The organism is Paenibacillus oralis (assembly GCF_003863965.1).
GTDB lineage: Bacteria > Bacillota > Bacilli > Paenibacillales > Paenibacillaceae > Fontibacillus > Fontibacillus oralis.
Genome location: NZ_RRCN01000001.1, coordinates 5,307,180 through 5,322,045, shown reverse-complemented (window position 1 = coordinate 5,322,045; position 14,866 = coordinate 5,307,180). Strand labels below are relative to the sequence as shown.

Here is a 14,866-nt window from a genome sequence, read left to right as displayed (position 1 = left end):
TATGTCTGTTTAGTGCTTGGCAAAGATCATAATTCAAACGTGATAATGATTATCATCTTCACCGCGATGTTCAAAACTATAAAGCATGAAAAACCGCTTGTCAATCTATTAAGAATGATTCTCATAATCGTTGACAGCCCGCACCGCATCTTCTAATATTTAATGGATATTATCTTCTACATCCGGAAAGTGGGAATTTGCCTCATGAAAGGTTTCGGCTTATTGATTTCAGCGTTTGCCCTGGCCGCAGCGCTCGTTTGCAGCATCAGTTTCGGCGTGACGGACATTCCTTTCGGCACCGTGTGGGAATCTTTTGTCCGCCCAAACGGCAGCAACGAGCATCTGCTTATCCAAACGGCCCGCGTTCCGCGCGCCTTTATCGCCGCCGCCGTCGGCGCTTGCCTCGCGGTTGCGGGAGCGCTGATGCAGGTCATCACCCGCAATCCAATCGCTTCGCCCAGCACGCTTGGCGTTAACTCCGGGGCGGCCTTCTTCATCATCCTGGCAACCGGATGGCTGGGCATCTCGGGAATGCAGCCCCTTACCTGGGTTGCTTTGACCGGAGCGGCCTTAAGCGGAATGGTTGTTTTTCTGCTCGGAAGCATCGGCCGGGACGGCATGACGCCGCTCAAAATCACGCTTGCCGGCGCTTCGATGGCCGCTTTTTTCTACTCGCTCACGCAAGGCCTGATGCTCTCCGACGGTAAAATGTTCGACCAAGTCCTCGTCTGGCTCGTCGGGTCCGTTGCGGGGCGGGGAATGGATCAGCTTCTCTCCGTTCTTCCCTATATGGGAGCCGGGATGCTTATCGCTTTCCTTTTGTCCGCACAGCTGAATATCCTGGCGATGGGGGATACCGTCGCGCAGGGGCTCGGCCAACGCACGGGGCAAATTAAAGCTTTGGCCGCGGCGTCCGTTATTCTGCTTGCCGGAGGGTCGGTTGCAGTGGCCGGTCCGATCGCGTTTGTCGGAATCATTATTCCGCATATCGTCCGCTATTTCATAGGTACGGATTACCGCTGGATTTTGCCTTACTGCGCCTTGTTTGGAGCCCTGTTGCTGGTGGCCGCCGACGTCGGTTCAAGGTACATCGCCATGCCGAAGGAAGTGCCGGTTGGGGTCATGACCGCGCTGCTCGGAGTACCGTTTTTCGTATATATCGCAAGAAAAGGGGTGAAAAACTGATGGCCAAGCCCGGCAAACTTGAAGTCTCGGCCGCCAAATCGACCATACTGGCGAAGAAAAAAAGAACGATTTGGATCTGCCTGTTGTTGTCCGTAGTATGTTTGGCGGTTATGGTCATCAGCGTTGCTGTCAGCAGCAAGTATATTCCTCCCCTTACCGTTATCAAATCTTTATTCGGCATGGCTGAAGCCGGGGATCAGGTTATCGTGCAAAAAATCCGGCTGCCGCGGATCATTATCGCCGCGCTGGTCGGCGCATCTTTGGCGGTGGCCGGGGCCATTCTGCAGGGCGTCATCCGCAACCCGCTCGCTTCGCCCGATGTGGCCGGAATCACCGAGGGCGCTTCGCTAGGCGCCATCTTGTTCATTTTCCTGTTTCAGGGGACCATATCGATTCATTGGATGCCGCTCGCCGCGATCGGCGGCGCGTTTCTCGTCACGGCGTTATTGTATGTGCTAGCCTGGAAAAAGGGAGTGTCTCCCTTGAGGATCATCCTGATCGGGATCGGCGTTTCCGCCGCCATCAAATCGCTGTCGTTCATGCTGATCATCTCCGGTCCCCTGCAATTGGCCAGCCAATCGCTCACGTTCATGACCGGCAGTATCTATGGCGTATCGTGGGAGAACGACGTGCTGACGCTATTGCCCTGGACGGCTATATTGCTGGCTCTCACCTGGCTGCAAGCCCGCCAGGTCAACATCCAGGCCCTCGGCGATGATATCGCCACGAGCGTCGGCGCCCGCGTGCAGCTGCAGCGTCTGCTGCTGATCGCCCTCAGCGTATCGCTCGCCGGTTCCGCCGTGGCCATCGGCGGAGCGATCGCCTTTATCGGCCTGATGGCGCCGCATATGGCCCGCAAACTGGCGGGGCCGTCCTTTTCCGGCGTGCTCCCGATCAGCGCGCTGCTGGGCGCTTTGATCCTGCTCATTGCGGATCTGATCGCCCGCACCGCTTTTTTGCCCCGGGACGTCCCCGCCGGCGTTTTAACGGCCGCGATCGGGGCCCCGTTTTTTATGATTTTGCTGTACCGGAACCGCAATCGGTTATAAAAAAACATCTAAAAAGCAAAGAAATGGCGGTGCTAGGGAGTTATCCCTGCACCGCCATTCTTATTCGTTATCTAACCAACATGAATCTCCAGTTATGGTCCGCCGTGCCGTTATCGTCCCATTGTACGATCTTTGCGCCTGCTTCCTTGGACATGCCGTCCACGCCGAGCACCATGCCGCTGTGGCGGTTGACCAATTTGTAGCTGCCATCGCCCACCGGCGCGAGCTGCCATTCATGATCCGCCGTGCCATTGTCGTCCCACTGTACGGCGGAAGCTCCTCTAGCCGTGGACATGTTTTCTATACCCAGGACTTTGCCGCTGTGGATATTCGTCAGCTTGTAATAACCGCTGTCTAAGCGCTCAAACCGCCATTCATGATCCGCCGTACCGTTATCATCCCATTGGACCGCCTGCCCGCCGTTGGCCGTGGACATATTGGCAATGCCGATCACCATGTTGCTGTGTACGTTCTGAAGCTTATATACGCGTCCGTTTTCAATCGGCGTCTCCCCACCGGAAGAAGTCGCAAACTGCCAATAATCGAAGTTGAACAGACGCTGGCCGCTGGCGCCTTTAAACATAAAGTAAATATTATGAACCCCTGTCACACGATTAACATTCGTTTCTTGCAATCTCCAAACCTGGTTCCCCCCTGTAGGAGTGACATTAAGCGTGCCGATCACCTGGCCCTTCGGACTGTCGAGGCGAATTTCGATTTGTCCTACCACCGTTGACGCGACGTTAGCTTTAAACGATGTTGCGCCGGTTGATCCGAAATCGGCGTTCCCCACTGCAACCCAGTGCCCGTTGTGGATATCGGTTACATTCATATTTACGCTTGGCACCATGCCGCCCGGCGCTTGGGAAACTTCGGTCAGAATGCCGCCGTTCCACCCGATGGTTTCCGCCTCGGTTCTTTGATACGGATTCAGATGCTTTGTTTGCGAAACACCCTGCATCGTGCCCTGAACCGGTACGATTTCATTCCCGCTATACGTCAGTTCATTGATATGCGGGGAACGGTACCCCATGCCGTCACCTAAAAGGGCTTTGCTGACGGTTTGGGCATGGTAGGTAATATACCACTTATTATTAAAGCTAAAAATGGTGTGGTGATTATTGCCCCCGACGCCGAAGAACACAGCCGGATTCCTCAAGATGGATTTCACGTAAGTAAACGGCCCCATGGGGTTGTTGCTCACCATATAGGCGATTTCACCGGGAGGCGGGCTGCCTGGCGGATGATTTCCGCCAAAGTTGGAGCAATAGGAATAATAGTATTTTCCGTTATACTTGTGGATCCCTGAATCTTCAAAAAAGAAAGGAGCGTCAAGCAATTGCGCATTGCCTTCGGTATGAATCATATCGCTGCTTAATTTGATGACGCGGGCCGTCTTGGGACTTGCCCATTGATTTTGAGTTGGATTATCACCGCCAGGAATTCCCCCGCCAAAATATAAGTAGCCGGAGCCGTTATCATCTACCAGAACAGCCGGATCAAATAACCAAACAACGCCGCTGACTCCCGGGGTACTCCAGGAAACCAGCGCTTTTCCCAGCGGATCCGTCCACGGTCCGATCGGACTATCCGCCGTGAGTACACCGATCCCTCCAGCGCCATTGGCAAAATAAAGGAAAAACTTATCCTGGCCATTTATTTTTTTGTGCGCTGCGGCCGGTGCCCAAGAACCCGACGCCCATTTGGCGATGCCGCCTGACCCGGCCACCGGAATAGCCCCGTGATCCGTCCAATTCACCATATCGTCGGATGAGATCAGATGCACCTTATTTAAATTGCTGAACGAGTTGGCCTTGATCTTTCCGTTACTGTCATATTCATAAGCGTCGCTTGACATATAAATATAGACTCTGCCGTTATATACCAGCGCGGATGGATCGGCCCCAAGCTTGTGATCCATTAATGGGTTGGAGTTGCCCGGAGTTTTAGCGATGGCCGCTGTTTCCGCCTGTGCAACCTGTCCGTTCAGCACTCCCGCCCACATTATGACAAAGGCCAATAATAAAGCTTTCATTCGATTGCTTTTTTTCATTTCATTCCCCTCCTTGCATGAGCTATCTAATAAACGTTGAATCTCCAGTTATGATCCGCCGTACCGTTATCGTCTTCCGGCAAGATAACCCTTCAACCATTTCATGGCCGGACGTTCGGCGCCCGAGCTGGTGATAAGATGAGAGCCGTCCTCCCATGTTTGTCCTTGAATATACCCCCAGAGCGTGATGCCTTTCACGTTCGGGTGTTCCCACAGCACCGGAAACTTTTGCTGGTATCTTTGCAATTGAGTTCCGTCGTCGCCCGTTATATCCAACTCCGAGACGTAGATTGGCAGCCCGGTAGCAGACAGCGTGCTGAGAACGCTGTTCATCGTGCTTACGGAAACGGTATTCATATTGAAATAGTGACATTGAATGCCGATGCCGTCGATCAAACCTCTGGCCTTCAGCAAGTTTATGATCTGAACGTATTGCCGCGCCGCATTCGGATCGCTGATTATGCCGTATTCGTTAATCAATAGTTTGGAATTCGGGAACGCCTTTCTCGCTTGCTCGAACGACCAGATGACCCAATCCCATCCCGTAGAGCCGTCGCCGCCGATCGCATTGCGGTAAGAAGGCTTGGCGTGCAGCGGTTCGTTCACAACGTCGACGAATTCCGCGTTGCGGTATTTTTGACCGGCCGCTTGAATCCATTCGGTAACTTCCGCCTTTTGATTCGCAGCCGGCAGCCCGGAAATCCACACCGGCTCTTGGTTTCCCCATACGAGCGTATGGAATTTGAACGGTAAGCCGTTGGCCTTGGCGTAGTTGTAGGCCATATCCGCTTGCGACCAGTTCATGGAACCGCGTACGCCTTCGACAGAACCCCATTTTGTGGAGTTCTCAGGTGTGACTTGGTTCCAATAAGCAGCAAAATTGGAGGGAACATAGCCAGCGATAATGTTGCCTAAAAATTTGGAGCCTGACACAAGCCCCGCATTCGCAATTTGCGGCAAGGAAAACACCAGCAAAGATACCACCATGACCAAAGCGGTCAATACATGCACAAATTTTGACTTTAACAAATACATAAAATCGCCTCCCAATAATGAATTTTGGAAATCGAGCCGCTTTGCACGGGGGATTCTCCGGATGATCACTCCGTTCCCGTCATCCGGTTTTCGATTCGGAAATAATCGACATCCACGTATCCGCCGGCAGATTGAGTCGCATAATTAAAGATGGCAAACCGATAACCCATGAAATGCGGTATGGTGTAGCTCATCTGCAGCCTATTGCCGATCGCCGTCCACCGGTTGCCGTCCAGACTGTAATAAAAATAGGCTTTATCGGTTTTGTTTTTGAAATCCATTTCCACCTTTAAATACACATTGTTCTGTGTAAGCGGCACGCTGGCCACTTCCACCGGCGTTGCCGAACTGCCGTTGACCATCACGATCGATTTGGAATTGCCGGACATTTTGACGCCAACAAACCCGTAGTTCTTCTGAAGCGCCGCAAGCCCCGCATAATCGCCGTTTTTCATGCGGCTTACGTCTATCGCGATCCGTCCGGAGCTTTCCGGGCCAAAGGTTCTTTGAGTCAGCGAGTTGCGGGCATCCAAAATACTTGTGCTGGTTCTTCCGGTCGTCAGTCTCAGATATCCCGAACGCGCCGTAAGAGACCAAAGATTGTTGTCGGGATTGTGATTCCACTGCCATACCAGCGGAAGCCGGGATTGATTGAATTCATCGGAGGCCACAAACCATTCATTCGAATTCACGCCGGTGACCGGCTTTTGCATCTGCGTGGGGACCTGGCCGTTCACGCCGAATACCGGCCAGTTGTTTTGCCAAGTGACGGGGACAATATAGGGGATGCGTCCTACGGATCCGTGATCCTGGAACAGCAACCCGTACCACTTCCCGTCAGGCGTATCCACGATTCCGCCTTGGGCGATGCCGGCATAGTCCAAAGCGACCCGCCCTTCATAAGGACCTGTAATACGATCCGCTCTAAACACCAATTGGGTGCGGCCGGCTCCCTGCGGCCAGGTGATCAGGAAGACGTAATACTTGCCGTTGATTTTTTGAATATGCGCCCCCTCGGCCGGGAGTCCTACGTTAGGACCCGCTACCAAACTGGCGTTGGGGATAATGACCTGATTTAACCCGCCCGGTTTGACGGCGGCGGCATCCGAGGTGAGTTCGGTAAGGCGAATATCTCCGCTCCCATGAACGAGGTACACTCTCCCATCATCGTCAAACAGCAAAGACATATCATGGTAAAAACCGATCGTTGAGCTTGTCCACGGACCGTTTTCGATATCTTGCGTCCGGTAGATGAAGGTCTTCCCCGCTATGCTGGATGAAAAAACTGCATAATAGGTGCCGTTATGATATCGAAGACTGCTGGCCCACGAGCCCTTGCCGTACTCATTTTGGCCATTCCGTAAAGCTTGCGCGTCCAAATCCCCCAGTGTATCGTAAACATAGTTCACAATTTCCCAATTGACGAGATCATAGGATTTCATGATCGGCACACCCGGGTCCATGTGCATTGTTGTGCTCGTCATATAGAAAGCGTTTCCAATTCTGATTGCATCGGGATCGGGCACATCCGCCCATATAATCGGATTCTCAAAAATATTTTGATCCTGTGCAGTATTCTTTTGTATTACTTTCACGTCTCCTTTCGTTTAACCTCTGAATGGAATCAACCGGAGATCACATCTTCGAATAAACTTTTACTTCCGATCAACCTCCTTAAAAATCATATAATAGAAATATATTACATTTTTACAATTTCACTATAAATGGATTGGCGATAAAACTTAATAGAATTTTTATTGATTTTATTGAACTTTCTTTTGAAATATTAAATTACAAAATCGCGCTTTTGCCGGAAATGCAAAAAAAAGCCCATCTTCCTTTCCGGTTGGAAGCATGGGCCGCACATTATTAAAAAGAGGCGGCGAAAATTTCTCTACTTTAAAACGGAACGTTACCTAGGCATGAAGAGGCCCGATGGGATCAACTGCAAAAGTGCATTCCATTCTCCGCAAATATCCATTTTAGAGCGGTTGAAATGCAAAATTGCATCTCTTTTGGGGCTATACGATAAAAAAGTAGCTCTTGACCCGAAATGAACTGCACTTTTGCATTTCGTGGGATTCCCCCGCTTCCTTATATCGCAACGTGCCGGGAATGGCATATAGTTCCTTCCACGTAAAAGTTTCAGCATGTTCAAGTTCCTGAATAGCGGCTTCAAGCTCCGCATTCCATCGCTGTCAACTCCATGCTCCCCTGCTTTTAGGTTGGTTTTCGTTCTACGAAAGTTGAGTTTTTAATGACCACGCCCCGCCTTTTTACTGAACGTATAAGTGCGTCCGGCCTCTCCCGCAAACGTAACGGAGTCAAGACCCGGCGCTTCCAAGCGGCAAGGCCCGGAAACCGCGCAAGTCACGGCCGCTTCCGTTATCATGCCCTCCGCCCAAGAAAAGTCGACGGTAAAGCCGCCCCGGGCACGCAGCCCTTTGACGCTCCCCTCGGGCCAACTGCCTGGCAAGGCGGGCAGCAGCCGGATCACCCCGGCGTGGCTTTGCAGCAGCATTTCGGCAATGCCCGCCGTTCCGCCGAAATTGCCATCGATTTGAAACGGAGGATGGTTGTCGAAAAGGTTTGGCAGCGTGGAGTGAACCAGCAGCGCCCTCACGTTTTCGTAAGCCTTGTCCCCATCCTGCAGGCGGGCCCAGAAATTGATGATCCACGCCCGGCTCCAGCCGGTGTGGCCGCCGCCGCTCGCCAGCCTGCGTTCCAGTGTCGCCCTGGCGGCTTTGGCCAGCTCCGGCGTGTCCTCCACGCTGAAAGCTTCGCCCGGGTATAAAGCAAATAAATGGGAGATGTGGCGGTGTCCCGGCTCCACCTCCTCGTAATCCTCCATCCATTCCTGAATCTGACCGTATTTGCCGATCTGCGGTTTGGGGAGCCGCTTCAGGGCGGCGGCAAGCTCGCCGCGGAAGACAGCGTCCCGTCCGATGATATCCGCACTGCGGATGCAGGCGTCAAACAGCGCCTCGATAATCTGAAAATCCATCGATGCCCCGATGCACAGCACCCCCGTCTCGCCGCTCGGAAGCTTGTATCTGTTCTCGGGGGAGACGGACGGGCAGGTAATCAGGCGTCCCTCCCCGTCTTCGATCAAATAATCGAACAGGAACTGTGCCGCCTCCTTCATCGTCTCATACGCCCGCGCGAGGAAAAAACGGTCCTGGGTGAACCGGTAATGCTCCCACAGGTGCAGGCATAACCAGGCGGCGCCCATCGGCCAGTAGGAAGCCGGAAGATACTTATCCTGAGGTGCCGTGTCCGCCCAGATATCCGTATTGTGATGCGCCGTAAATCCCCGGCAGCCGTACATGACCCTGGCCGTTACCCGGCCGGGCTCCCGCATCCGCTCGATCAAATCGAACAAAGGCTCGTGGCACTCGGTCAGATTGCAGTTTTCCGCCGGCCAGTAATTCATTTGCGCATTGATATTAATCGTGAATTTACTGTCCCATGGCGGTAAAAAGCTGTTGTTCCATATTCCCTGAAGGTTCGCGGGCAAGGAACCCGGGCGGCTGGAGGAAATGAGCAGGTATCGGCCAAATTGGAAATAGGTTGCGATCAGCCCGTGATCCTCAGCGCCCTGCCGAAACAGCTCCAGCCTATCATCGGTCGGCAGCGCGTCTTTGCCCGGACTCTCCGGCAGCTTCAGGTCTACGCGCCCGTACAGCTCGCGGTAATCCGCGATATGCCGGGCCAGAAGATCAGTGTAGGGAACCCTGCTGAGCTCATCCAACCGCCGCTTGCCGTAAAGCTCCGGGTCCGGGTGGCGAAAGGTCGTGCCGGCAGTCAACAGCAGCGTGACCGCATCCGCTCCGTTCACCAGCAGGTGGTCGCCAAGGGTCCGGCAGTCGCCGCCTTCCGGGACCGCCTTCATTACGGCGCAAAAAGCGCCGCCGCCTTTGCCCCCGCACTCTCCGCGCATAACCAGCCCGGATAATCCCCATTTCTCCGACTTCTCCAGGTATCTCCAATTCTTCCGGTTAAACCGGGCTTTGAAAGATATCGCCTTCGCCTTGTCGGCGGAAACCCGGATGACGATCGCCTGATCCGGATAACTGGCAAACAGCTCGCGGGTGTACCGCACCTCGCCGATCCGATAGCTGATCCGGGATACGCCATTCTCCAGATCAAGCTCCCGCATGTAGTCTTGGGCAGGCTGCACGTGATCAGCGAACGACAGCAGCAGATCGCCGAGCGGCAAATAATGGCGTTGCGCTTCGGGCAGCCCCGTCATCGTCAGCGCCGCCAGTTCCTCCGCCTCCTGCAGCCGTCCCTCCATAATCAGCTTGCGTATTTGGGGCAAATGAGGCAATGCGTCTTCATTGTTGCGATCGCGCGGCCCTCCATACCATACCGAATCCTCGTTGAGTTGGAGCATCTCCTGGGCTGTGCCCCCAAAGATCATCGCGCCAAGCCGTCCGTTGCCGATCGGAAGCGCTTCGTTCCATTCGGCCGCAGGTTTCCTGTACCATAAGCGGTGCTTCTGTTCCAAACTGGTCATACTGCTCCTCCAATCCGCCAAAATAGCATATATGTTCAGCGATTAGTCCAGTTCCACCAAAGCCTTGATCACTTTCGATTCAGGCTTCAGCCAACTGTCGAACTGCCCGATCATGTCTTCAAATCCGCAGCGGTGGGTAATGTAACGGCCGATATCAATGCACCCCGACGATACGGCCGCAAGCACCTGCTCAAAATCCTCCCGTGTAGCATTTCTGCTGCCCTGAAGCGTCATTTCGCGGGCATGAAAATCGGGATCGCTAAAGGTAATCGTGCTTTTTACCAATCCGACGAAGGTCAAAGAGCCGCCATGGCCGACAAGTCCGAAAGCGTTTTCCATCGACGAGACGTTGCCGGTAGCATCGATGACGAATGCCGGGAAGCTGCCGTCCGTTAGCGCGGCCAGCCGCTCCTGCGGCTCCCGGAGCGCGTTCACCGTATGCTCGGCCTTGGCCCAAACCTTGCAAAATTCCAGACGCTCGTCGTTCACATCCATCGCGATCACCTTTGCTCCGGCATATCCGGCCATCGCCATCACGCCAAGCCCGATCGGTCCGGCGCCGATGATGAGCGCCCGATCCCCCGCGCCCAGCCCCGAGCGGCGGACGGCGTGCGCGCCGATCGCCAGCGGCTCCAGCATCGCCGCCTGATCCAACGTCAGTCCTTCCGTCTTGATAAGACTCGATATTGGCACGGAGATTCGCTCCCGCATTCCGCCGTCCGTATGGACACCCAGCACCTTCATATGTTGACAGCAATTCGTTTTCCCGCTCAGGCAGGCCCGGCAATGGCCGCAATGAATGTACGGGACAACGCTGACCTGATCGCCGGCCCGCAGCCCTTCCCGGTTGTCGCCGATTTGCTCGATCGTCCCGGCCAGTTCGTGGCCGAGCACGCGCGGGTAGGTAAAATAAGGCTGATTGCCCCGGTACGCGTGCAGGTCAGTTCCGCAAATGCCAATCCTCCGAATCCTTACGATCGCCTCGCCCTCATGCATTTGCGGCTCCGGCAGATCCCCTCGAAACACGAACCGCCCAACTTCCTCGCAGATGATGCCCTTCATGATCATCGCCCCCCGCTCCGCCGGACCGGCTCTCCGCCCCATTCCGGCCGTCCGCTCGGCCACGTTGCGCCATCGACCGGCTTCAGGATCTCCAATACTTCGCGCAGCAATGCTTCGTCCATCGGTTCTTCCGTCCACAAAATATTATTGCGGATATTGTCCGGGGTCGCCGTGCTGACCAGCGTCGTCGGGATGCGTTCATCCGCCGTGGAGAACTGGACCGCCAGCTTCGCGATGTCCGCTCCTTTACTCCGGCAATGTTCGGCGGCCTGCCGGCAAGCGGCCCTGATGTCCTCGCCCGCAGGATGCCAATCCGGCACGTCCCGGTTGCTCAGCAAACCCATGGACAGCGGCGACGCGTTGATCAGGCCGGTTCCCTGCCGTTCCAAGAGCGGAAGGAGACCAAGCAGCGTAGTATCGTTCAGAGAATAATGGCAGTACGATAAGATGACATCCAGAGCGGTACGGGACAAAACCGCTTCGAAGATATTCAAGGGCAAGCCGGATACACCGAAAAAACGGATTTTCCCGGATTTTTTCAACTGTTCAAGCGCGGGGACTCCTTCCTCCACCACCTGCTCCAGCGAGCCAAATTCGATGTCGTGGAGCAGTAAAATATCGAGATAATCCGTCCCCAGGCGCCGCATGCTTTCTTCCGCGCTGTGAATCACCCGCTCCCGCGAGAAATCAAATTCATCCTGCCCGTAACGCCCCGCTTTCGTGGACAAAACATACCGGTCCCGCGGAATCGCCCGCAGCGCTTCGCCCAACACGGTTTCCGCCTTCGTCAGGCCGTAATAAGGCGAAACGTCAATCAGATTGATGCCCATGTCGATGGCGGTATGGACCGTACGTATCCCCTCATCCCGCTGAACGTCCCGGAACACGCCTCCCAGCGAAGACGCCCCAAAGCTTAACGCCGACACGTTCAGCCCGGTGTTCCCCAACTTTCTGTATTTCATCGCGTCGTTCCCCCAATCTCAATGTTTATTCAACTTGTAAAATTTCGCGGCGTTGGCGCCGAAAACAGCTTCGATCGCTTCCGCGGGCAGCCGGTCTTGCAACGCTTGCCGCAATATGTCCACGACTTGATCATAAGTTGCCGCCAGAAGACACACGGGCCAATCGCTGCCGAACATCACCCTCTCGGGGCCAAACAAATCAAGCGTTGCATGGACGTATGCCGTGAAATCTTCCTTTTTCCAACCTTGACGGCCGGCTTCCGTCACCATCCCCGAAAGCTTGCAGCAGATGTTCGGATATTGGGCGATTTCCGCCATATGGCTTCTCCACGGCTCCAGCACCCCCGAAGCGATCGGCGGCTTCGCCAAATGGTCGACGACGCCCCGAAGCCTGGGGATTCGCTCCAGCAATCGGACAAGCTGCGGCAGTTGATTCGCCAGGACAAGCAAATCAACCGGCGCGTCCTGTTCCGCAAAATATGAAAACGCTTCAAAATAAGCGGGCGATAAAACGGTGTTTGGGTCCTCCATCTCCTGGATCATCACGCGAAGCCCGATAAATTTCGGATGCTTGCAAAACCGCTCATACTGTTTCTTATAAGTAGGGTCCTCAAGATCCAGCCACCCGACCACACCGGCGATGAAATCGGCCGTTTCGCTTAATTCAAGAATAAATTCGGTTTCCTCAATCGTTGGCGCCGCCTGCACCAGAATCGTTTTGCCGATGCCGTGCTTTGGCAAATGCGGTTCAAGATCGGAAGGCAAATAATCGCGGAAAAGCACCGGAATTTCCGGCGTAATCCAGCCGTAATCGTTTCTGTCGATCTTCCAAAAATGCTGGTGAGCGTCAATACGCATCAAACCACCTCCATTCCACCTTATTGTGCGCCAAACTGCTTCATGCGGAGAAGTATGCACAAGGCCGAAAACGGTTTTGCCAAACGGCAGGAAATGTGACCGTCTTCTACTTTCACATCCGTATTGTTGTCCGGGAACATTTGCGTAATTTCGTAATGCCCCCATGCAGGAAGAGGCAGCTTTACACTTTCCGGAACATCACCTCCAAAGGTATGTACAACTGCCATCATCTGTGATCGGTCTTTGGATGTGCGCGTGATTCCTTGCCATCCCTTGGGATGACGATAGCTGTGCACCAAGGTGCCGTATCGATTTGTTGTACCTTCCTTAATGATCGGAGAAACCAGCTTATAGAAAGCAATGGCCTCGTCCACAATTTTCCACTGTTCTTCATTCAAATCATGGATATCGCCGGACAAACACATCCGGCCTAACATCGTGCCGGCCAGCGAGTACACCAAACGCTGCAAACTGTCATTTTTTCTGAGAACGGCCCAGATCTGGCTTTGCCTCGGCAAAATCACTCTATGCAAATTCGCGGCAATGATCGGGATTTCCTCGCATTCATGAGCGTCCGAAAATGATGACATACTTGTAAGTCCAACCATGGAAGGCTCCAAGCGGTGACCGCCGGATGCGCAATTTTCAATCACAATATCGGGTACTTCTTGTTTGATCAACCTGAAAAAATCCTGAACCGCTTGCATCTGCCGGCGTAATCCTTCACCGAGCGATTCCGCGCCGTCGCAGCCGATGCCCAGATTATCGTTATAATCAACTTTTAAATAGCCGAATCCATGATTTTTCAAAAAGGAGATCACTTTCTCTTTCAAATAGCTGACGACAAAGGGATCGCGGAAGTCCCAAAACCGCCGGTCACCGCTCGTGATCGGCAAGCCGTCCCGTTTTAAGAGATGATCAACCCAATGAAACGCCGCGGATTCCACGCCGCAAACTTCCATTTCGAACCAAATGCCGGGAATCATCCCGCATTTTCTAATATGTTCGAGCGTTTGTTCCAGCCCATCGGGGAAATCAATCGGGTTCACATCCCAATCGCCCATACTGTTAAACCAGTGCGTCCCTTCCCGCTTATACCATCCGCAATCAATGACAAGATAACGTATTCCCCTGCCTTTGAGCCGTTCGGCAATCGCGTAAAGATTCGCAGCCGATGGAGACCCCCATGTTGTACAAAACTCGTTAAAGACGATCGGCAAATCTTCTTCCAGCGCCGGCCCGCGCAATAGAGGCCGGTCCTGCATCCCGGTTAACCGCTCCGCCGCACGGTCAACATCCCCCACTACTGCGGTGAGATAGGCGCTGGGAGTCTGAAATGCCTCTCCAGGGCCAATCGTCTTGGTCCAATGGCCAAATTCCCTGTCCGCCAGTCCGCCTGACAGATACAGGGCGTCATCCCGTCTGCCGATCTCGATCTGCCAGGAGGCGGGGTGGGCGATTTGAACCCCCCAAGTCACGCCAACGCGGGTGTCCTCCAAATATGCCGCCGGGAAAAATCCCCGCACCGGCATGGATCCTACCTGTCCGAAGCGCAGACATCGTGTACCCGAAGGCGCCCAGGCCGGTTCAAGGTTTAAATCTTCGATATTACTGGAATATAAGCGCCCTTCCGCGGACCATGAACTAAGGATTCGATGGAAAATTAACGATTCGGGAGCATCATCCTCGGCAAACGGGGTGAACCCTGTCAACGAGAAGGATGATATCATTTCCGCCGTAACGGGCAGTTCGCTTTCATTCTTGACGATTGTAAAAGACTCCAGCGCTCGATACCCCGAATACCAGGTTAAATGATGCTCGACCCGGCACGAACTCGGGCTGCGCCATACGGACACCACCGTTACACTAGTATCGCGCTCCAATTTACGCTGTTCTTCAAATAACAGCGCATCCATGGTTCCGCTGTTGCGCATGGAATGGCCGTGCGCGAATCCGCCGGGATAAGCATCCCCGATGAATTTGAGTTGCACTAAAGGATCCGCCTTGTATTTCTTCTCACAGACATGGGATACCATGGATTCCGGCAGCAGGACCAAGCCCGGTTGCCCGGTTTGGCCGTCTTTAACATAACGGGCTATCATATCGCCGAATCTATAGTCCTTATTAATCTCCATTTCATCCC

At 54.0% G+C, this 14,866-nt stretch carries 10 protein-coding genes; 2 read left to right on the top strand and 8 right to left on the bottom strand.

The window, feature by feature from the left end; all coding sequences use genetic code 11:
- The first annotated feature begins 204 nt into the window (after positions 1-204).
- Together EHV15_RS23750 and EHV15_RS23745 are read left to right on the top strand one after the other, a co-directional pair.
- Entirely contained in the window at positions 205-1,185 is a 981-nt protein-coding gene (locus EHV15_RS23750; RefSeq protein ID WP_128633399.1) for a FecCD family ABC transporter permease, read from the top strand.
- The gene (locus EHV15_RS23745) at positions 1,185-2,234 is read left to right on the top strand and encodes a FecCD family ABC transporter permease (RefSeq protein ID WP_128633398.1); all 1,050 of its coding nucleotides are present in this window, start codon (positions 1,185-1,187) and stop codon (positions 2,232-2,234) included. Before EHV15_RS23750 ends, EHV15_RS23745 begins: the two co-directional genes overlap by 1 nt.
- 67 nt (positions 2,235-2,301) lie before the next feature.
- Here EHV15_RS23745 and EHV15_RS23740 read toward each other — a convergent pair whose 3' ends face one another.
- From EHV15_RS23740 to EHV15_RS23705, 8 genes are all read right to left on the bottom strand, one after another.
- Entirely contained in the window at positions 2,302-4,287 is a 1,986-nt protein-coding gene (locus tag EHV15_RS23740; RefSeq protein WP_178075941.1) for an RICIN domain-containing protein, read from the bottom strand.
- Positions 4,288-4,353: 66 nt separating this feature from the next.
- Positions 4,354-5,274 carry an endo-1,4-beta-xylanase gene (locus EHV15_RS23735; protein WP_425464487.1) on the bottom strand — a complete coding sequence of 307 codons (921 nt, stop codon included), beginning with the start codon at positions 5,272-5,274 and terminating at the stop codon, positions 4,354-4,356.
- A gap of 113 nt (positions 5,275-5,387) precedes the next feature.
- The gene (locus EHV15_RS23730) at positions 5,388-6,917 is read right to left on the bottom strand and encodes a glycoside hydrolase family 43 protein (protein WP_246061751.1); all 1,530 of its coding nucleotides are present in this window, start codon (positions 6,915-6,917) and stop codon (positions 5,388-5,390) included.
- A 659-nt stretch (positions 6,918-7,576) separates the two neighbouring features.
- Entirely contained in the window at positions 7,577-9,841 is a 2,265-nt protein-coding gene (locus EHV15_RS23725; protein WP_128633396.1) for a glycoside hydrolase family 95 protein, read from the bottom strand.
- A gap of 42 nt (positions 9,842-9,883) precedes the next feature.
- Positions 9,884-10,903: a zinc-binding alcohol dehydrogenase family protein gene (locus EHV15_RS23720; protein ID WP_128633395.1), complete on the bottom strand. Its 1,020-nt coding sequence runs from the start codon at positions 10,901-10,903 to the stop codon at positions 9,884-9,886.
- Between the two features lie 2 nt (positions 10,904-10,905).
- Entirely contained in the window at positions 10,906-11,865 is a 960-nt protein-coding gene (locus EHV15_RS23715; RefSeq protein WP_128633394.1) for an aldo/keto reductase, read from the bottom strand.
- An 18-nt stretch (positions 11,866-11,883) separates the two neighbouring features.
- Entirely contained in the window at positions 11,884-12,723 is an 840-nt protein-coding gene (locus tag EHV15_RS23710; protein ID WP_128633393.1) for an amidohydrolase family protein, read from the bottom strand.
- 20 nt (positions 12,724-12,743) lie between these two features.
- Complete coding sequence (locus tag EHV15_RS23705; protein ID WP_128633392.1) at positions 12,744-14,858, bottom strand: glycoside hydrolase family 36 protein; 2,115 nt, start codon at positions 14,856-14,858, stop codon at positions 12,744-12,746.
- Positions 14,859-14,866: the final 8 nt, after the last annotated feature.